This window comes from Allomuricauda sp. ARW1Y1 (genome assembly GCF_013407935.1).
Taxonomy (GTDB): domain Bacteria; phylum Bacteroidota; class Bacteroidia; order Flavobacteriales; family Flavobacteriaceae; genus Flagellimonas.
Genome location: NZ_JACBZU010000001.1, coordinates 981932 through 1003332, shown reverse-complemented (window position 1 = coordinate 1003332; position 21401 = coordinate 981932). Strand labels below are relative to the sequence as shown.

The 21401-nt window shown below is 45.4% G+C and carries 15 protein-coding genes; 1 reads left to right on the top strand and 14 read right to left on the bottom strand.

Features of this window, described 5'->3' with window-relative positions; translation table 11 throughout:
* Position 1: 1 nt before the first annotated feature.
* The 6 genes from ruvA to ruvB all read right to left on the bottom strand — a co-directional run bounded on the left by ruvA (position 2) and on the right by ruvB (position 7675).
* Positions 2-583, bottom strand: coding sequence for a Holliday junction branch migration protein RuvA (gene ruvA / locus GGE08_RS04540; RefSeq protein ID WP_179383685.1), 582 nt, complete (start codon positions 581-583; stop codon positions 2-4).
* 21 nt (positions 584-604) lie between these two features.
* The gene (locus GGE08_RS04535) at positions 605-2902 is read right to left on the bottom strand and encodes an NADP-dependent malic enzyme (RefSeq protein ID WP_179383766.1); all 2298 of its coding nucleotides are present in this window, start codon (positions 2900-2902) and stop codon (positions 605-607) included.
* 125 nt (positions 2903-3027) lie between these two features.
* The gene (locus GGE08_RS04530; RefSeq protein WP_218847495.1) at positions 3028-4353 is read right to left on the bottom strand and encodes an MFS transporter; all 1326 of its coding nucleotides are present in this window, start codon (positions 4351-4353) and stop codon (positions 3028-3030) included.
* Between the two features lie 126 nt (positions 4354-4479).
* Positions 4480-5400 carry a tRNA epoxyqueuosine(34) reductase QueG gene (queG, locus tag GGE08_RS04525; RefSeq protein WP_179383684.1) on the bottom strand — a complete coding sequence of 307 codons (921 nt, stop codon included), beginning with the start codon at positions 5398-5400 and terminating at the stop codon, positions 4480-4482.
* Between the two features lie 41 nt (positions 5401-5441).
* Positions 5442-6512, bottom strand: a complete 1071-nt coding sequence (locus tag GGE08_RS04520; RefSeq protein WP_257023948.1) for a c-type cytochrome — start codon at positions 6510-6512, stop codon at positions 5442-5444.
* Positions 6513-6652: 140 nt separating this feature from the next.
* Positions 6653-7675: a Holliday junction branch migration DNA helicase RuvB gene (ruvB, locus tag GGE08_RS04515; RefSeq protein ID WP_179383683.1), complete on the bottom strand. Its 1023-nt coding sequence runs from the start codon at positions 7673-7675 to the stop codon at positions 6653-6655.
* 124 nt (positions 7676-7799) lie between these two features.
* On the opposite strand from ruvB, the gene GGE08_RS04510 reads away from it, so the two are divergent.
* Positions 7800-10058 carry an acyl-CoA dehydrogenase gene (locus GGE08_RS04510; RefSeq protein ID WP_179383682.1) on the top strand — a complete coding sequence of 753 codons (2259 nt, stop codon included), beginning with the start codon at positions 7800-7802 and terminating at the stop codon, positions 10056-10058.
* Here the strand turns inward: GGE08_RS04510 and GGE08_RS04505 are convergent.
* The 8 genes from GGE08_RS04505 to GGE08_RS04470 all read right to left on the bottom strand — a co-directional run bounded on the left by GGE08_RS04505 (position 10055) and on the right by GGE08_RS04470 (position 21388).
* Complete coding sequence (locus GGE08_RS04505) at positions 10055-10879, bottom strand: GIN domain-containing protein (RefSeq protein WP_179383681.1); 825 nt, start codon at positions 10877-10879, stop codon at positions 10055-10057. The genes GGE08_RS04510 and GGE08_RS04505 overlap by 4 nt on opposite strands.
* A 123-nt stretch (positions 10880-11002) precedes the next feature.
* Positions 11003-12823 (bottom strand): cbb3-type cytochrome c oxidase subunit I, encoded by a 1821-nt coding sequence (locus GGE08_RS04500; RefSeq protein ID WP_179383680.1) that lies wholly within the window; start codon positions 12821-12823, stop codon positions 11003-11005.
* 39 nt (positions 12824-12862) lie between these two features.
* Positions 12863-13987, bottom strand: a complete 1125-nt coding sequence (locus GGE08_RS04495) for a cytochrome c oxidase subunit II (RefSeq protein ID WP_179383679.1) — start codon at positions 13985-13987, stop codon at positions 12863-12865.
* 34 nt (positions 13988-14021) lie between these two features.
* Entirely contained in the window at positions 14022-15356 is a 1335-nt protein-coding gene (locus tag GGE08_RS04490) for a quinol:cytochrome C oxidoreductase (RefSeq protein ID WP_179383678.1), read from the bottom strand.
* A gap of 17 nt (positions 15357-15373) precedes the next feature.
* Positions 15374-15943, bottom strand: coding sequence for a c-type cytochrome (locus GGE08_RS04485; protein WP_179383677.1), 570 nt, complete (start codon positions 15941-15943; stop codon positions 15374-15376).
* Between the two features lie 4 nt (positions 15944-15947).
* Positions 15948-16475 (bottom strand): DUF3341 domain-containing protein, encoded by a 528-nt coding sequence (locus GGE08_RS04480; RefSeq protein WP_179383676.1) that lies wholly within the window; start codon positions 16473-16475, stop codon positions 15948-15950.
* Positions 16476-16477: 2 nt separating this feature from the next.
* Complete coding sequence (gene nrfD, locus GGE08_RS04475; RefSeq protein WP_179383675.1) at positions 16478-18229, bottom strand: NrfD/PsrC family molybdoenzyme membrane anchor subunit; 1752 nt, start codon at positions 18227-18229, stop codon at positions 16478-16480.
* A 33-nt stretch (positions 18230-18262) separates the two neighbouring features.
* Complete coding sequence (locus GGE08_RS04470) at positions 18263-21388, bottom strand: TAT-variant-translocated molybdopterin oxidoreductase (RefSeq protein ID WP_179383674.1); 3126 nt, start codon at positions 21386-21388, stop codon at positions 18263-18265.
* Positions 21389-21401: the final 13 nt, after the last annotated feature.

The window sequence follows — 21401 nt, the reverse complement described above, 5'->3', positions numbered from 1 at the left end:
GTTACAAATTTTTCAGCGCCAGTTTAATAATGTTCTCTACGCTTAGCGAGGCATCTTGGGAAACTACCTTGTTGACCACCTTTTCGGATTGCTTTCTGGTAAAACCTAGAACCTCTAATGCAGATAACGCTTCTTCTTTATTTGTATTGTTTGATTGTTGTGAAACTTCGCCCATGTCGTACACCTTCAAAATCTTGTCCTTAAGGTCTAAGATGACACGCTGGGCCGTTTTGGCTCCAATCCCTTTTATGGACTGGATTGTGGGCACATCGCCATTGGCTATGGCATCCCTTACTTCGGATGGGGACAGGGAGGACAACATAGTACGTGCCGTACTTGCTCCGACACCCGAAACGGATATCAGCAAACGGAACACATCGCGCTCTGCCCTTTCGGCAAAACCGAACAAGGTATGCGAGTCTTCCTTCACCAGTAAATCGGTATAGATAAATATGCTTTCCTCATCCTTGAGCAGGGAGAAGGTATGCAACGAAATATGCAAAAAATACCCCACTCCATTGCATTCCACAATGGCATATGTTGGATTCTTCTCTACGAGCTTCCCTCTTAAGTGGGTAATCATGGGCGGTTTATTTGGTTATGGTTATTCTCCTTGCATTTTTGCTTTCCTTCTTTTTTCTCGTTCTTGGGCATCTATCGCCGCGACTGCGGCCATGTTCACCATTTCGTCCACACTGGCACCCAATTGCAAAATATGCGCTGCACGGGTCAAACCCACCATAATCGGACCAATGGAATCGGCATTGTTGAGGCCTTTCAACAATTTGTAGGTGATGTTGGCAGACTCCAAGTTGGGAAACACCAAGGTATTGACCTTTTTGCCGGATATTTTGGAGAACGGAAAGTTCTTGCTGCTCATCTCCGGATCAAGGGCGAAATCAGTCTGGATTTCACCATCGACCACTAAATCTGGATTTCGTTCATGCAGGATTCTAACGGCTTCTTTCACCTTTTGCGCGTTGGGATGGCTCGATGAGCCAAAATTGGCGTAGGAAAGCAAGGCCATTACGGGATTAAAGCCAAAGGTCTGGGCCACATTGGCCGTCATCTGGGCAATTTCTGCCAATTCCTCTGCATTCGGGTCTATGTTGATGGAGGTGTCTGCCAAAAACAGGGGCCCCCGATCGGTAATCATAATATTGACCGTACTGGCATTTTTTACATTCTTGGCCCTCCCCAGCACTTCAAAAACGGGTCGTAGCACCTTGGGATATGATCGGGAATAACCGGAAATCATCCCGTCGGCATCACCTTCCTTGAGCATCATGGCGCCAAAATAGTTGCGCTTACCCATGTTCACCCTAGCGCTGTATTTGGTCTCCCCCTTTCGTTTACGGAGCTCCCACAATTTTAACGCGTACTTGGTGCGCATTTCACTGAATTCGTCGGAACGTGGGTCAATGATCGGAACTTCGGCATCGAACTCCAATTCGTCCTTGAGTTTTTCAATGGTAGGCTTGTGCCCCAATAGAATCGGGGTCGCAATACCTTCATCGTGCACGATCTGTGCGGCCTTCATCACATCCAAGAGCTCTGCTTCGGCAAAAACTATACGCTTCGGATTGACTTTGGCCCTGTTGTGGAGCAGTCGGACCACCTTATTGTCGTTGCCCGATCTTTGGTACAATTCTTCTTCGTATCGGTCCCAATCCTGAATGGGAAGTCGGGCCACCCCGCTTTCCATGGCAGCCCTTGCAACCGCAGGAGGCACATGGGTAATCAACCTTGGGTCAAAGGGCTTTGGAATAATATAGTCCCTGCCAAAAGTCAATCGGGTGGTGTCATACGCAATATTCACCTGTTCCGGCACCGGTTCTCGGGTCAAATCGGCCAAGGCACGTACTGCTGCCATCTTCATTTCTTCGTTGATCTTGGTCGCCCGCACGTCGAGTGCTCCCCTAAAAATGAAGGGAAAGCCCAAAACATTGTTTACTTGGTTGGGATGATCGGAGCGTCCTGTGGCCATAATGATATCCTCTCGGGTATCCATCGCCAAGTTGTATTCGATTTCCGGGTTCGGGTTGGCCATGGCAAAAACGATTGGGTTCTCCGCCATGGAGTTCAGCATTTCTGGAGTGACAATATCTGCAATGGAAAGCCCGATGAAAACATCCGAATCCTTCATGGCCTCCTCCAGGGTGTCTATTTTTCGGTCTGTGGCAAATTCTTCCTTTTCCAAGGAAAGATTTTCCCTATCCTTTCGAATGACGCCCTTGCTGTCCAACATCACAATATTTTCCGCTCTAGCCCCGAAGGATTTGTACAAACGGGTACACGAAACAGCTGCTGCTCCCGCACCGCTCACCACAATCTTGACGTCCTCCATTTTTTTGTCGGCTATTTCCAATGCATTCAGCAAGGCTGCCGCCGAAATAATAGCGGTTCCATGTTGGTCATCGTGCATTACGGGAATATCCAACTCCTCCTTCAAACGGCGTTCGATTTCAAAAGCCTCCGGTGCCTTTATATCCTCTAGGTTGATGCCACCAAAGGTGGGCGCAATGGTCTTTACGGTTTGAATAAATTGCTCCACATCGGTAGTGTCCAGCTCGATGTCGATACCATCAATATCCGCAAAAATCTTGAAAAGCAAACTTTTCCCCTCCATCACTGGCTTGGATGCCTCCGGACCAATATTGCCGAGTCCCAAAACCGCAGTTCCGTTGGAGATGACCGCTACAATGTTTCCTTTGGCGGTATACTTGTAAACATCGTCCTTGTTCTTTTCGATTTCCAAACAAGGCTCCGCCACTCCTGGAGAATAGGCCAGTGCCAAATCCCGCTGGGTGGAATAGGGTTTGGTGGGTACAATCTTTATTTTTCCGGGTTGTGGCTTTGCGTGGTACAGTAATGCTTCGCGTCTTTGCTTTTCCTTGCTCATATATTCAAAAAATGAATAGGTAAAGTTAGGGTATTCCATGGTTTTAAAGGAACATCCCCAATATCAATTTTAGTCTGGCCCTAAAAATTTATGAAATTGGTTCCAAGTCAAACCAATCCATCGAATCAAGCATCCAACGGATACTCCTCCTTCGCCTTTTTCACGTTGAGGCGCATGGCAAGAACCGAGGCAATCACAAAACAGGTTCCTGCGAACAACATGGCGTTCACCGAATTGGCTCCCAACAAGTTTTTAAAGATAGGCCCAAAAGAGAGGGTCTGTATACCCATAGGTATTACGATCATCATATTTAAGATGCCCATATAAACGCCCCTTCGTTCTTGTGGAACAATTTTAGAGACCATACTGTAAGGTATACCCATCATAGCCGCCCAACCGATTCCGAAGAGCACCATGGGAAACAGTACATATACCGGATCTTGGATGTAGGGTATGGCAAAAAGAGCGATTGCAGTTCCGAACAAACTAAGTGCGTAAATTTTCTTGCCCCCAAAACGCATCGTCAATGGCACCAATACCAATGCGACCACAGCGGTGACCACGTTATAGGTAGTACTCATTTTGGCGGCCTGTGCTGCTGCTTCCGAGGTGTCATATCCTAATGAAACCCTGAACAAGGGAGTAATAAACTGCCAGTAGACAAATAACGCGTACCATTGGAAAAGGTACACAGCAGAGAGCTTCCACATAAACTTGGGCATATCCTTTACGGCGTGGGCTATTTCCACAAAAGGCACCTTAAAGCGTTCCGCAAATGGCAGGGCCTTATGCTTATTGATATCTGCCAACTCCTCATCGGTTGGGGGTATTTCCGGTGTTTTTGCGACCGACCATAAAATGGTGGCTATGGAAAGGAAGGAACCAATAAAGAATGAATAGTACAGCCATTTGGGCACTGCACCTTCCACTTCTAGACCTCCACCAAACCAATCTTGGAACAAAAAGATAGAGGCATTGGCCAATAGAATACCAGCACCTACAAAAAGGCTCTGCATTTGATATCCGATACTGAACTGTGATTCCGGCAATTTATCACCGACAAAGGCTCGATAGGGTTCCATGGCCATATTGTTCCCCACATCCAAAATCCATAATAATCCTACGGCGAACCACAGGGCCGGACTCAATGGAAACAAGAACAGACATAAACTGCCCATAATCGCACCTATTAGGAAAAACGGTTTCCGTCTTCCCCATTTTGGCGACCAAGTTTTATCCGAGATGGCACCAATAATGGGCTGTACAATCAAACCCGTTACTGGACCGGCTATATTTAAAATGGGTAACAATTCCTCTTTGGCACCCAAAAAAAGAAAGATAGGGTTGATGGCACTTTGTTGTAATCCGAAACTGTACTGGATTCCAAGGAACCCAACATTCATATTGAAAATTTGCCAAAAACTGAGTTTGGGCTTCTTGATTTTGATCATACTATCCCTTTAGTTGGTCTGCAATATCAGCTTTGAAAAAATGTGAATCCTTCAAAAATATTGCTCAATATAGCATTTTTTATCTTGCAGAAAGCCTAGTTTTTGAATTTGATTGGGCGTGAAATGTTATTCTTTGAGAAAGTCGATGTTTCGCCGAAGCCCAGAAAGCTTTGTCCGCTTTACTGCAGATTTCTGGAACACCTTTTTAAAAACATCTTCCGTAATTTCCTCCCAATCCTTTTTGGTGAAGGACAATAATTCGGGATTGGGGTCAAACAAAGGTTCACGGTGCGATTTGGAAAAACGGTTCCAAGGACACACATCCTGGCACACATCGCAACCGAACATCCAGTCGTCCAATTTACTCTGAAATTCCGAAGGAATTTCATTTTTAAGCTCAATGGTCAGGTAGGAGATACACTTGCTGCCATCCACCACATAGGGCTGCACAATGGCTTCGGTAGGGCAAGCATCAATACAGGCCGTGCAGGTTCCGCAATGGTCGGTAACGGGAGCATCGTATTCCAATTCCAGGTCTACGATGAGTTCGGCGACAAAATAAAAGGAGCCTACCTGCTGGGTAAGGAGGTTACTGTTTTTCCCAATCCACCCCAGACCACTTTTCGCTGCCCAAGCCTTGTCCAAAACCGGGGCTGAATCCACAAAGGCCCTTCCGTGCACCTCCCCTATTTCTTCTTGAATGAAATGAAGAAGATTTTTCAACTTATCCTTTATCACAAAGTGATAATCCATTCCGTAGGCATACTTGGAAATCTTATAGGAATCCGGATTTTGCTGTTCGGATGGAAAGTAGTTCAGCAAAAGGGATATCACGGATTTGGAACCTTCGACCAATTTGGTGGGGTCCAATCGTTTATCAAAATGGTTTTCCATATACTGCATTTCGCCATGCATGTTTTGGTTGAGCCATTTTTCCAAACGGGGCGCTTCCTCCTCCAAAAATCCTGCTTTGGAAATACCGCACGACAAAAATCCGAGACGCTTGGCCTCAGCTTTGATGAGTTGGGTATGTTTTTGGATACTCACGTCACGAAGATAGGAATAGTTTTACGCTGCCCGAACCAAAATTATTTGGTTTTGACAATGTTATATTCCTCCTTGTAAAAGTCCATGATGGGTTGGAACGGCCCTAACTGATGTTGTTCTTCACTAAAGCTATCGGTATACGGACCATAGGGAGTAGAAACGGGTTTTTTGGTCAAATCAGGGAAATCCACTTCCCGATTGGGTTTTGTTGGCCGCAATTTTTGATTTATATATCCGGCAACATCATATGCCTCTTCATCGGTCAGAACAGGATTGTCAAAAGTGGTTCCGTAGGGCATATTGCTTTTGATGAATTGTGCCGCAGTGATCACTCTCGTCATTCCCGCCCCGTTGTTGTACGAATCATTGCCCCATAAAGGAGGATAAAGATAGCTGCCGTCCTCTTGGGTCTGTCCTTGCCCGTCCAGACCGTGACATTCCACGCAATGGTGTTGAAAAACAGTTTCACCATGGTCCAAGTCCACCGCCCTATTGGGTATTTCGATGGCTAAAAATCCTTGCCCCTTTATGTTTCCATCGATTGGAACCGCCCTGCCTAACCATTCCAGATAGGCCAATAATGATGTCATTTTATCACTATCCTCGGGCATTACCCTTCCGTTCATGCTACGTTCCAAACATCCATTGATGCGATCCTCGATGGTTCCCATAGTGTTTTCGCGCCCTCGATATTGTGGAAATCTTTTTACCACTCCTATCAAAGGTGCGGCGTAGGGTTTTGTACCTCCATTTAAGTGGCAACTTGCACATGCCAGATTGTTCCCAGCAAATCTTTGGGTGGAATCTAGCTGTTTGGGGCCAATATGGGCCGAGGTATTCCTGAATATTTCAAAGCCCTCCCTGATTTTTTGATTTTTGTCGGAATTGGAAAGATTGTAAACATTATAGTCCAAGTAGTAAACGTCGTCGGGAAGTTTCACATATCTATTGCTTTCAAGTATTCCCCCGAATCCAAAGAGCACGATCGAAAATCCCAATCCTAGCATTAAAAACATACCAATGCCAAGTTGCCAACACAACTTCTTTATTTGCTTGGTAGTGCTCTTGAATGCACCTGAATGCATCGGGTCGGGATGTGAAGTGTTTCGCATGGTTTGTTCCAAATCATGTTGGCAGGCATGCAGGCTAAGGTTTGGGAACTGTACGACTGTTGGAGAATGCCAATGCACCGCTCCGTAAAACCGAACAAGCTAGAAAATTACGAAAAGATTTAAAAAAGTTAAGCGATAAGTCAAAACAATCCGCCTTGGGTTCCACCTTTCATCTTGCCCAAGTGTTTGTAGGCAAGCTCGGTGACCTCCCTACCCCTTGGCGTGCGCATAATAAAGCCTTGTTGTATCAAAAATGGTTCGTATACCTCTTCCAAGGTCTCGGCACTTTCGGATACTGCTGTGGCCAATGTGGTGATTCCTACGGGGCCGCCTTTGAATTTATCAATGATGGTGGTAAGTATCTTGTTGTCCATTTCATCCAGACCATGGGCATCTACATTGAGCGCTTTGAGACCAAACTGCGATATTTCGAGGTCAATATTGCCGTTCCCTTTAATTTGTGCAAAGTCGCGCACCCTTCGCAAAAGGGCGTTACATATTCTGGGGGTTCCGCGGCTACGGCCTGCAATTTCAATGGCCGCATCGGTGGTGATGGGTACTTTTAATATTTCGGCACTCCGCTCCACAATGGTAGATAACAATTCGGTGTTGTAATATTCCAAACGGCTCTGAATGCCAAAACGGGCCCTCATCGGTGCGGTAAGCAAGCCCGAACGGGTAGTTGCCCCGATCAAGGTAAAAGGACTGAGGTTGATTTGCACAGAACGAGCATTGGGGCCCGTTTCGATCATGATATCAATCTTATAGTCCTCCATGGCAGAGTACAGGTACTCCTCCACAATGGGACTTAATCTGTGGATTTCATCAATAAAAAGCACATCACGCTCATCCAGATTGGTCAACAATCCAGCCAAATCCCCTGGTTTATCCAGTACAGGTCCAGAAGTCACTTTGATGTTTACGCCCAGCTCGTTGGCCAAAATATGGGCCAAGGTCGTTTTTCCCAACCCTGGGGGACCATGAAATAGGGTATGGTCCAAAGCCTCTCCCCTTAAGTTGGCCGCTTGCACAAAAACCTTTAGGTTTTCCAATACCTGTGCCTGTCCCGTAAAATCATCAAAACTGACGGGACGCAATGCTCTTTCAATATCGAGCTCTTCTGGCGAAAAGTTTTCTGCGGATGGATCTAGATTCTCGTTCATGCTTCAACAAATATAATTGAAAACAAAGCGACCCGAAACGATCCTGATAAAAATACACTGGCAGTGGGTTCTTTTGTTTCTATGGCTTATCTTAGAAAAAGCACAAATCTATCAAGTTACAACTATGTTGACTACTACCTATTCCGAAGGAATTCTACAATACATCCCATTTTTTTATGTCATTTGGTCGGACGACCTGCTTTCAGCTTCAGAAGTATCCGTAGTCCAGAATGCCATTGAGCGCGATGCTTCCATTAGCGCTAAGGAAAAGCAACAGTTGAAAAAGTGGTTGATCAAGGATAAGCCGCCGAAGGACAATGAAATCAAGCATTGGAAGCTTACCATTGACCATTCGGAAGTAAAACTTATTGAAAGTGACACCTACCCGCTGACTTCACTTTGCCAACGTTTGGTGGGCACAAAGGACATCAACGAACAACTAAAGCACATTGAGGTTCATTTGGGAATACAACCCAACCATTACAACCATCTTTTTGATGTGGAGGTCGTGCACGAAAAAACTTCTGATGAATACAAGCCCGATATGTTGGATGGTATTTTAAAAGGGACTCATGCGAATGTTGTGGATGAATTTAGGCGTTTTTTGGACCAACCCGATTTTACATGGCAAATCATAAGGAATAAGGACGACTTCAGAAAAAGGGTTTTGCACCAAGTCCAGTTATTGGGCGAAGCTGGTTATGGGGCCATGGCCTACCCCAATGCTTACGGCGGAACGGGAGATATGCCTTCGTACGCAGCCATTTTTGAACACTTGATGTTTGTGGATGGCAGTTTGGCCGTTAAGTTCGGTGTGCAATTTGGGTTGTTTGGCGGAAGTATCCAAAAACTGGGAACAAAGAAGCACCACGACCATTACTTGACGGATGCGGGCAGCACTAAACTTTTGGGGTGCTTCGCCATGACAGAAACCGGTCACGGTTCCAATGTACGAGGCATTAAAACTACGGCCACCTACGAAAAAGAATCAGATAGCATCATCATACAAACCCCGGGCAAAAATGATAACAAGGAATACATCGGCAATGCGCTGCACTCCAAAATAGCCACGGTTTTTGCCCAATTGATCGTGAATGGAAAAAATGAAGGTGTCCATGCCATCTTGGTTCCGCTCCGAAATGAAAAACACGAGTTGCTTGAAGGCGTGACCATTGAGGACAACGGCTACAAACTGGGCTTGAACGGCGTGGACAATGGGAAAATATGGTTCAACAATGTGAAGGTCCCAAGGAAAAACCTGCTGGACAAGTACGGGGAGATACAGGAAGATGGTTCCTACTTTTCATCCATCAAGAATCCGAACAAACGATTTTTTACCATGTTGGGCACTTTGGTCGGCGGACGCATCTGTGTGGCTCGCGGTGCCCTGGGAGGTAGCAAAATGGCGCTTGCCATTGCCGTAAAACATGCTCTGAACCGGCGGCAGTTCAACGATAACGTCAAAGTGCAGGAAGATTTGATCATGGATTACCCCACCCATCAGATCAGACTCACGCCCGCTATTGCAGGTGCCTATGTGTACCACTTTACCTTGGATGAAATGATGGAGCGCTACAGTGATGAGTCGCAACCCGACAAACGGGTTATCGAGACACAAGTGGCAGGATTAAAGTCCATTATCACTTGGTTTGCCAACGAAACCATTCAGGAATGTCGCGAGGCCTGCGGAGGAAAGGGCTACCTTTTGGAAAACCGAATCGCGGACTTAAAAGGGGATGTGGATATCTTCACCACTTTTGAAGGGGACAACACCGTATTGCTTCAGTTGGCCGCCAAAGGCATATTATCCGATTTTCGTTCTGAATTCAACAGTGCAGGGTTTGCTTCGGTACTTAAACTGTTACAGACCCAGCTTTCGGACAAGTTAACAGCAATCAACCCGCTCTACTCCAATAAAGTGGATGCCGAGCATCTGTACAATCCCAAGTTCCACAAGCATGCGTTCGACTATCGCACCCGAAGATTGACCTATACCTTGGCCATGCGCATCCGCAATTACATTAAAAAAGGGATTCCATCCTACCAAGCATTTTTAAAGGTACAGACCCATTTATTGGCGCTGGGCAAGGCGTACAGTGTAGAGTTGGCCTATAGTATCTACTGTGAACGGTATCAAAATGTGACGGACGTTAAGTATGGCGGACTACTGGAGAAACTCGGGTGCCTTTATGCTTTGGATCAAATCAATTCGGATGCACGATGGTATCTGGAGCAAGGTTATATTGGCAGTACTAAATCCAAGGCGATACGCCAACGCGTGGAGCGATTATCCACAGAATTGAGGCCACACATCGAAGTTTTGGTAGATGGCTTTGGCATTCCAAGTCATTGCCTTACCGCGCCCATTGCCCAACAGGGTTAGTCTTCCTTTTTGATCAATTGGGACCTTCCCAAAAACTCTTCAATAGTGATTTTTGGCGCTCCATATAAGTGAATACCCGAATCCCCGGATGACTTGATGCTGATATCGCCAAAGGCGTACACCCTGGCGTCGGCGTTTCCAGCAATCTCTAAACGACATGAACTGATTTGCATCGTTTCGCCCTTGTACTTGGCATAATCCATAGCATTGATCTGTATCTTATCCGAAGTACCTTCCATGGCCAGAGACGCATTGCCTTCCAGATCCACTATTCCTGAATTGATCTGTGCATACACGTAGGCCCGTGCCCTTTTGTTCAAATTGATGTTCAAAGAATCGACCTCGGTGTGAAAATCACCACTGCTCGTGTCTTCCAAATTGATGTCCATCACGGCGGCATTGGCCTTAATATCCATTTTGGCATTGTTAAAGCCATCCACAAACAGCTCATTGGATTCAATGACATCCTTGGAAACCATCGTTCCATTTTTTACGGTGATAGCTTTCAGCTCGGTATAATCTACCGTTATTTCCAGCTGCTTTTTGGCTGTGATGTTGTAATAAGAACTAATGACCAGCTTACCGTCCTGTACTTCAAATTTGAGAACATCGATAAGGTTATCATCCGCAATAAGATGAAACCCGGTACCCAAAGATTTTTTCAAATTGATTTTGAGGTCGTCGTTCAGTACTATGGCATCAAAAGGCGGCAGTTCCTCACTGACCTGGGTGACAATACGGCTGCCCTTGATTTTGGGTTTACGCTGGGCCTGCATCCAAAGTGGAGATGCTATCAACAATAGAATAAGCAACTTTTTCATGATAGTTAGTTTCATTTATGGGGGAAATGTATTTAAAGATATACAATTCACCTCAAAGAATGTCATCACAAAAAAAGCCCGTCCAATATGGAACGGGCCTTTTAAAATCTATTAATCTATATCTTAATGGTTGAGTTCTTCCTCATTTGCCTGCAGCGGTACGTTCTGTGGTACAAAATCCTGCCCTGCAATGATGTACTCCCCATTTTCGTAAGTTTTACTGTAATCGTATGCCCAACGGTATACGTGAGGGATTTCACCAGGCCAGTTTCCGTGGATATGCTCCTGAGGTGTTGTCCACTCCAACGTATTGGAACTCCAAGGGTTGACCGGTCCTCGCTTTCCGTAGAAAATACTGGAGATAAAGTTGTATACAAATACCAATTGTGCCAAACCTGCTATGATCGCAAATACGGTCATCAAGACCTGTACGTTGGTCAATTCATCGAACATTGGGAAGGCGGTGTTCTCATAGTAACGACGTGGCACCCCTGCCATACCCACAAAGTGCATCGGGAAGAATACCCCGTAGGCACATACTGCGGTAATCCAGAAGTGTACATAACCCAAGTTCTTGTTCATCATTCGGCCTTGGAACATTTTAGGGAACCAGTGGTATACCCCGGCAAAAAGTCCATAAAGTGCCGATATACCCATTACCAAGTGGAAGTGAGCCACTACGAAGTAGGTATCGTGCACGTTGATGTCCAATGTACTATCCCCAAGGATAATCCCTGTAAGACCTCCCGTAATGAAGGTAGAAACCAAACCAATGGAAAACAACATCGCTGGGTTCAGCTGCAGGTTACCTTTCCAAAGGGTAGTGATATAGTTAAATGCTTTTACGGCTGATGGTATCGCAATCAATAGGGTGGTAAATGTAAATACCGAGCCCAAGAATGGGTTCATACCGGATACGAACATGTGGTGGCCCCATACGATAGTGGACAAGAAAGCGATTGCAAGAATCGATGCTACCATCGCCCTGTATCCAAAAATCGGTTTTCTTGCGTTTGTTGACATTACCTCCGAGGTAATACCCAAGGCAGGCAACAATACAATATATACCTCTGGGTGACCCAAGAACCAGAACAAGTGCTCGTAAAGTACCGGCGATCCACCTTGATAGTGTAATACCTCTCCTTGAATAAAGATATCCGATAAGAAGAAGGAGGTTCCAAAACTTCTATCCATGATCAACAGCAACGCTGCGGACAACAATACTGGGAAGGAAATCACACCAATAATGGCAGTCACGAAAAATGCCCAAATTGTCAACGGCAAACGAGTCATGGACATTCCTTTGGTCCTAAGGTTGATTACCGTTACGATATAGTTTAAGGACCCCAACAAAGAGGATGCAATAAAGATGGCCATGGATACCAACCAAAGGGTCATACCCATACCTGAACCAGGTTGCGCCATTGGCAATGCACTCAATGGAGGATAAATAGTCCATCCGGCGGCAGCAGGTCCTGCTTCCACGAACAAGCTGCAAATCATAATCACAGACGAAATGAAAAACAACCAGTACGACACCATGTTCAAGAATCCAGATGCCATATCCCTGGCTCCAATCTGCAATGGAATCAATAGGTTACTAAACGTACCGCTCAAACCGGCCGTTAGCACAAAGAATACCATGAGCGTTCCATGGATGGTAACCAATGCCAAATAAATATCAGCATCCATTACGCCATCAGGTGCCCATTTGCCCAAAACTGCTTCAAAAATGGCGAAGGATTCCCCTGGCCATGCCAATTGCATTCGAAACAATAGGGACATTGCAATTCCGATGAACCCCATAATAAGACCCGTGATAAGATATTGCTTGGCAATCATCTTATGGTCCTGACTGAAAATATATTTCGTTATGAAGGTTTCCTTATGGTGATGTCCGTGATCATCGTGATGATCATGGTGACTTTCATGAGCTTCAGACATAATCCAATTAATTTTTCGTTATTTCTTTTTTTTTGTTTTTTACTCTACCGATGCGGTTTCCATTTCCTCAGCATTGGGTTCCGTTTCAGCAACCTCTGCTCCTTCAGTATCGTCCACCATTACGGTTTCCTTGAAGGTTTTCTGCTCGGCCAACCACTTGTTGTACTCTTCCTCCGTCTCTACAACAATCCTCATCTGCATGTTATAATGTGACTTTCCGCAAATCTTATTGCACAATAGTACATAATCGAACTCCCAAGGTTCGCTGTTGGGTCTGCCTTCGGCAGCCCATTCGGCCCTAAGAGCATTTGTTCTTTTTACCTTATCCACCACATCAGGATTCAAACGCATTTCTTCCGTGGTCACGGTAGGCGTGAACGAAAATTGGGTAATCATCCCGGGAACACAGTTCATTTGAGCCCTAAAGTGTGGCATGTAAGCGGAGTGCAATACATCCTGCGACCTCATTTTAAAGTTTACCTTTCTTCCTACGGGCAAATGCAATTCCTTAACAATAATATCGTCCTCGGCGTTGGGATCGGACTCGTCCAATCCAAGAACATTGGCTCTGTTGATATCGATCAATCGAACATTGGCCTCTCCAAGCACATTGTCCTCCCCTCCGTATCTAGCGGTCCAGTTAAACTGTTGGGCATAGAGTTCGATGACCAATGGGTCGTCGTCCTCGTTGATATCCATAATATTGGTCCAGGTATAGAGTCCCCAAAGAATCAAACCTGCCAAAACAATTACTGGAATAATGGTCCAGATGAACTCCAATCTATCGTTGTCTGCGAAAAAGAGCGCTTTTCTTCCCTTTTGTCCGCGGTATTTATAGCCGAAATAGTGCAATAGTGCCTGCGTAATGGTCTGCACAAAGAAAATGATGGCAAAGGACACCCACATCAACTGATCGTATTCCCCACCATGTTCCGATGCAGCATCTGGCAAAAGCATCTTGGAATATTTGGCAAAACTGAAAATGGTGATTCCGTAGATGAATATCAAGAACGCAAACAACAGGTAACCATTGTTTTTGTTATCGGAATCGTTAGCTATCTCAGCGCGTTCTGTCTTAGTCTGCGACAATTCAAAAATCTTGGTCATTTGCCAAATGGCTATGGCAACCAGAACTAAAACAGTAAATGTTAATAATGCAGTCATCTTTATATCTATCTAAGACTTAAATCGTATTCTATTAATAATGAAAATGTCTACTCTCTTCAATAAATGGGTTTCGTTTGGGCTGCAATGGTGCCTTGGTCAAAGCGGTGAACACCCAGAAAACGAACAAACCACCAAAGAACAGGATACCACCAATCTCTGGAAGACCAATGAACCACTGGTCGCCTACCGTTGCAGGCATTACCATATTGAATATATCCAAATAGTGGCCAAACAACACCACGATACCCGTCATGATCACAAACCAGTTGACCCTTTTGTAGTCGCTGTTCATCAATACCAACAATGGGAACACAAAGTTCATCACCAACATTCCGAAAAAGGGCAGTTTGTAGTCCTCAAAACGTGCGATGTAGTAGGTTACCTCTTCAGGGATATTGGCATACCAAATCAGCATGAACTGTGAGAACCACAGATAGGTCCAGAAAATACTGATACCGAACATAAACTTGGCCAAATCGTGGATGTGGCTATCATTGACTTGCTCTAAATATCCTTTTGATTTCAAGTAAACGGTCACCATGGCAATCACGGTAATCCCGGATACGAACATACTGGCAAATACATACCATCCGAAAAGGGTACTGAACCAGTGTGGATCTAAACTCATGATCCAATCCCATGACATCATGGATTCGGTCACTAGGTAGAACACCAAGAAACCGGCAGACCATCTAAAGTTTTTTACGAAGTTGCTATTGTCATCGGCTTCATCTTGTGCCAAGGACAGTTTTCTTGAATACTGACGGTAGAAAATCCATCCACCCAAGAAAATGGCGGCCCTGATCAAAAAGAAGGTCGGATTCAAATAACCAGCTTTGCCTTGCAGCAATTCATCGTGTGCCACAGTTTCGGCATCCATCCAAACAAACATATGGTTGAAGTGCAATGCGGAAAGCAACAAGATTACAAACACAATGATTCCACCTGGAACCAAATAAGCGGTTATACCTTCCATGACACGGAACAACAATGGGGACCAGCCCGCTTGTGCGGCACGTTGGATGGCATAAAATGCCAAAACGCCCAATGAAATCATAAAGAAAAAGAAGGCGGCTACGTAAAGTGCGGACCAAGGTCTATTCTGCAATTGGTGCAACAAATGCTCATCGTGGGAAGCATCGTGGGCTTCACCATGAGCGGCCTCACCATGTCCTTGCTCTTCGGCATGGCCTGTACCGGCTTCCTCTGCATGCCCTTCACCATGGCCATCATCGTGCACTGCTACCATGGCCTTGGCCTCTTCCACAGTTGATGGGGCAGACATAAAACCAATTACAAGGAATATAAATCCAAGCCCCATGGCTATGAAAGATCCTAGTCTAAGTTTGTTTGAAAAGGTATACATAGTTTCTTCTTATCCTATTATTTTGTTAGGTCTTCCTTTAACTTCATCACGTATTCGGATACTTGCCACATTTCTTCCTCATTGGCGAACTGCGAAGCATACGAGCCCATAGAGTTCAGACCATAGTAAATGGTGTGGTAAGTTGATCCTACAGTAATGTTTCTAGCTGCATCCGCGTAGCTGGGAACACCTAATATTTTTTCTCTTTTTACAAGGGTGCCTTGTCCATCACCTTTTACGCCATGGCAAATTGCACAATAGATAGCATATAGTTCCGCTCCCCGAGCCAAATTTTCTTCTTGGTTAAGGGAATCCAATGGACTGGTGTCCATCCTTGCGAGCTCTTTGCCTTCTGGAGTGTTTTCGAACTCATAGGGCATGTATCCTCTGGAAATGGTTCCTTCGGCAGGCAACAGGGCAGATGTTCCATCAGGAAACAATCCATTGTCCACACCTTGGTAGGTTTCATATCCTACGGGTTCGTACATGTTTGGCATGTATTGGTAGTTTGGGCTGTTCTTGTCCGCGCAAGATGCTGCAAACAAAACCAACACCAAAACAACACTTATTTTACCTAATTGCTTCATATTCTTAAGACTCCTTTTCTGTAACTTTTACTTCCACTGCTCCTGTTTCCCACAACAGGTCAGCAAGTTCCTTTTCATTATCATGTACACCAATCTCCATCAAGAAATGGTCGTCGGTAGTACGCTTATCCGGGTTCTCCGCTTTTTTGAAAGGCCACATTTTACTTCTGAGGTAAAACGTGATCACCATCAAGTGGGCCGCAAAGAAAACCGTAAGCTCAAACATAATCGGAACAAAGGCAGGCATGTTCTCCAAGTAGCTAAAGCTTGGCTTACCACCAATGTCTTGGGGCCAATCCTCTATCATGATATAGTTCATCATAACTATGGCGACCGTCAATCCCAAACATCCGTAAAGGAAAGAGGTAATGGCGATTCGAGTGTCCTCCAACCCCATGGCCTTATCTAGACCGTGAACTGGAAAAGGAGTGTACACCTCTTCGATATGATGTCGCTCTGCCCTAACCTTTTTTACAGCATGCATCAACACATCGTCATCGTTGTAAAGTGCTTGTATAACTTTTGATGCCATAATTATTTTTTATCGTTTAACAACTTTGCCTGACCCGCCCAATCGTCACGCTGTGCACGTCCTGGGAACCTTCCGGTGATGGAGTCCAACAAATCATACTCTTTTTCGGTCATTCTAGCGACCTGTGCATAGGTAAAAATACCTATCTCGTTCAAAGTGCGTTCCATCTCGGGGCCCACTCCTTTAATTTTCTTTAAATCGTCCGGGGTTTCGGTGGCCGCATCGAAGGTTCCAATAGAACTCAACAACTCAGACACACCAACCTTATCGCCAACGGTAGGTTTTGCTTCCCCCATCAGTACGTCATCCGTAATGGGCTCATCGTAACTCACCACCCTGTTCACGCCTTGCGGCATTTCGTACATTGGTTTACCAGCCTCCCTTAATTTTTTGTATTTCTCTCCAGAAGCCTTCAAAATGGATTTTACCTCGGCCTGTGCAATTACCGGGAATGTTCTTGAATACAATAGGAACAATACGAAGAAGAATCCGATGGTTCCAATAAATATTCCGATATCGACAAAGGTTGGGGAGAACATGGTCCATGAAGATGGCAAGTAATCCCTATGCAAAGAGGTTACGATAATTACGAAACGCTCGAACCACATTCCTATGTTCACCACAATGGAGATAAAGAATGAGAACATGATGCTGGTCCTCAATTTTTTGAACCACATAAACTGTGGCGAGAACACATTACAGGTCATCATGGCCCAGTATGCCCAAGCGTATGGTCCTGTCGCCCTGTTCAAGAAGGCATATTGCTCGTACTCTACACCAGAATACCATGCGATAAAGAGCTCGGTAATGTAGGCACATCCAACAATAGAACCTGTAATCATGATTACGATGTTCATCAACTCGATATGCTGTACGGTAATGTAGGCTTCGAGGCTACATACCTTTCTCATGATGATCAAAAGAGTGTTTACCATGGCAAAACCAGAGAAAATCGCTCCCGCAACAAAGTAAGGCGGGAAGATGGTGGTGTGCCATCCTGGAATTACCGAGGTAGCAAAGTCAAACGATACAATGGTGTGTACGGAAAGTACCAAGGGCGTGGCCAAACCTGCCAATACCAAGGAAACTTCCTCAAAACGTTGCCAATCCTTTGCACGTCCTGTCCAACCGAAGCTCAACAGACTGTATATTTTCTTTTGGAACGGTTTTACGGCCCTATCGCGGATCATGGCAAAATCAGGCAACAAACCTGTCCACCAGAACACCAAGGATACGGAAAGATAGGTTGAAATCGCGAACACGTCCCAAAGCAAGGGCGAGTTAAAGTTTACCCATAGTGAACCAAATTGGTTGGGAATGGGCAACACCCAATATGCCAACCATGGCCGTCCCATGTGAATGATCGGGAACAATCCGGCTTGAACAACGGAAAAAATGGTCATCGCCTCAGCGGAGCGGTTGATCGCCATTCTCCATTTTTGACGGAAGAGCAATAATACCGCTGAAATCAGGGTACCTGCGTGACCGATACCTACCCACCAAACGAAGTTGGTAATATCCCAGGCCCAGTTTACGGTTCGGTTAAGACCCCAAACCCCAATACCTGTAGAAATGGTATAAATGATACATCCTAGACCCCAGAGGAATGCCACCAAGGCAATGGAGAATACTATCCACCATTGCTTATTGGCCTTTCCCTCAACCGGACGGGCAATGTCCACTGTTACATCGTGGTATCCTTTGTCTCCGACCACTAAGGGCTTTCGAATAGGTGCTTCGTAATGCGACGCCATAATTTATCTTCTAGTTACTTCTTTTTTTATTGATTAAGCCTCGTTGGTGTTTCTCACTTTTACATGATAGAACACGTTCGGTTTGGTGCCCACATGCTCCAACAGGTGGTACATTCTCTTGTCCTCTTTAAGTTCGGCCACTTTGCTATCGTGATCATTGATATCACCGAAGACCATGGCACCACTGTTACATGCTGCGGAACAAGCTGTTTGGAACTCTCCGTCCTTAATGACCCTACCGTCCCTCTTGGCATCCAAGATGGTTTTCTGGGTCATTTGGATACACATGGAGCATTTTTCCATTACACCTCTAGAACGTACGTTAACATCTGGGTTAAGAACCATTTTACCCAAATCGTTGTTCATGTTAAAGTCGAACTCGTCATTGTTGTTGTACAAGAACCAGTTGAACCTACGAACTTTATACGGACAGTTGTTGGCACAGTATCTTGTACCTACACAACGGTTGTAAGCCATATGGTTTTGACCTTGTCTACTGTGTGATGTAGCAGCTACCGGACATACCGTTTCACACGGAGCATGGTTACAGTGCTGACACATTACAGGCTGGAAGGCCACTTGTGGGTTGGCAGATGGGTCTTCCATCTCCCTGAAACCTCCAAGAGATCCTTTGTCTCCCCAAAGACCGTCCATTTCCTCTTTCTTCTCGTTATCTCCCTCAAAGGTATCTTCAGAAGAATAGTAACGGTCAATACGCAACCAGTGCATATCCCTTGAACGACGGATTTCGGTTTTTCCGACCACTGGAACGTTGTTTTCTGCGTGACAAGCGATCACACAGGCACCACATCCCGTACAGGCGTTAAGGTCGATGGACAAATTAAAATGATGCCCTATACTTCTATCAAACTCTTCCCAAAGATCGGCATCCGGTGAGGTCACAGGAATTTCCTGATGGTTCAACGATACATGCGGCATTGGATTCCATTCCGCATGGTCTTTGGTATTGAAAATTTCGAGTGTAGTTTCTTTGATGATGTCCCCTCTTCCCATTAAGGTCTTTTGGGACTGTACACAGGCAAACTCGTGAGTTCCGGAAGCTTTTTCAACGGAAACAGCTTGTACATCGGAGAAGTTTGAATACAATTTGTATGCATTTACTCCAGTCGCCATCTCTGCTTGCATACCTGCTTTTTTGCCGTATCCAAACGACAAGCCAATAGTTCCGACAGCCTGACCTGGCTGAACTATAACAGGAACATTTTCCAGCACCTTACCATCAACAGTCAAGTTGGCGTAGCTACCATTAAGTCCACCATCGGCAACAATAGTGTTTTCCAGTCCCCAAGATTCAGCATCCGCTTTGGACACGGTCACGTAGTTGTCCCAAGAGACCCTTGAAATCGGATCAGGGAACTCTTGCAACCATGGGTTGTTGGCCTGACGACCATCACCCATTCCAACTTTCGAGTACAGCACCAATTCGGTACCGGGACTTGTAGAATTTACCAAAGCACGGATAGCAGAGGCAATCGGAACGATTTCCGGTTGCACCTCCTCGCTTTCTGTATTAGCAGCAGGTTCGGCGGCGGCAGAAGCGTCCATCATCATTGGTGCTTCAAAAACACCATCTTGTAATGCTTTGTTCCATGAACCTCCTTGCAAAATGTCGCTGGCCCATGTTTCTTTGATATACTCGTAATATGTTTTTTCGACGCCCATCCAAGTCAAAAGTGCAGTTTGAAACTGTTTTGTATCAAACAACTCACGGATAGCCGGTTGCATTAAACTATAATGCCCTTTCTTAAACTGTGTATCGCCCCAAGACTCCAAATAGTGCGAAGCCGCAGCGACATAAGTCGACGCTTGGGCAGTCTCATCGTTGGTATAGGCAAAATCAACTGACAAATCAACTTTTTCAAGTCCGGCCAAGAATTCTTCTGCATTGGGCAAGGTATAGGCTGGATTCACTCCATCCATAATCAAAGCACCTACGCGCCCTGCGTTCATATCCGCCACCAATTTGTTGACTTTGGCAGCATCTCCTTGGCGTACGTATTTTGGTTTTTCAGGATCAAAAGCTTCGCTGGCCAACAATTTGTTGATAGCCAACACTACCGTTTGGGCGTTTTCATCGTTAAGACCACTCACCACAACCGCTTTTCTACCGGCTTTCTTGATTTCGGCAGCGACTTTATCAACAGCCTCATCTACATCGGAAGTTCCTCCGCCCACATTGCTACCGTTCAATTTGCCATACAATTTGGCCAGCGCAATTTTCTGTTGGGTCGGGGTCATCGGATATCGCTTGTCGGCATTGGCGCCGGTCAAGGACATGTTCGACTCCATTTGGATGTGACGGGACATTTTCCCATTCTTTGGCACACGCCCTTTGGCGTATCCTGAATCGTAACCACCACCTTGCCAATCTCCTAAGAAATCAGCTCCGAAGGAAACGATCAAATCAGCTTTCTCAAAATCGTAATCAGCCAAGGCTCTTTCGCCATAGGCTTTCTGATATGCATTGAGTGCGGCATCTTCGGAAATGGCGTCGTAAACCACATGGTTCACATTATCTCCGTAGGCCGCTTTGAATTCAGCAATCAATTTTGTGGTGGAAGGACTTGCATAGGTCTGCGTCAACAGCACTACTTGCTGGCCGGCACCTTTTAAGGCATTCAACTTGGCTTTTACCGTAGCGTCCAACACATTCCAATCCACAGGCTCGCCATTGGCCATCGGCCCTTGAACCCTCTTGCTATCATACAAGGTCAATACGGAAGCTTGCACCCTTGCATTGGCACCTCCGTTGACTTTGGCATCGGTATTGTTCTCGATTTTGATAGGTCTTCCTTCCCTTGTCTTTACCAGAATACTGGCAAAATCGAAACCATCCGCGATGGTAGTGGCGTAGTAGTTAGCCACCCCAGGGATAATACTATCGGGCTGAACAACGTAAGGAATAGACTTATTGACAGGCCCTTCACAAGCGGCAACCGTAGCTGCTGCGGTACTGAAACCTACATATTTTAAGAAATCCCTACGGGAAGTGTTCGAGGCAGACAAGGTTTCCTTGTCACCCAAAAAATCATCAACGGGAATCTCTTCAGTAAACTCGTTGTTTCTTAGCGCCTCAACAATGGAATCGTTCGGATTCAACTCCGCTTCACTTTTCCAATATTTTTTGTTTGATGCCATACGATATATCTGA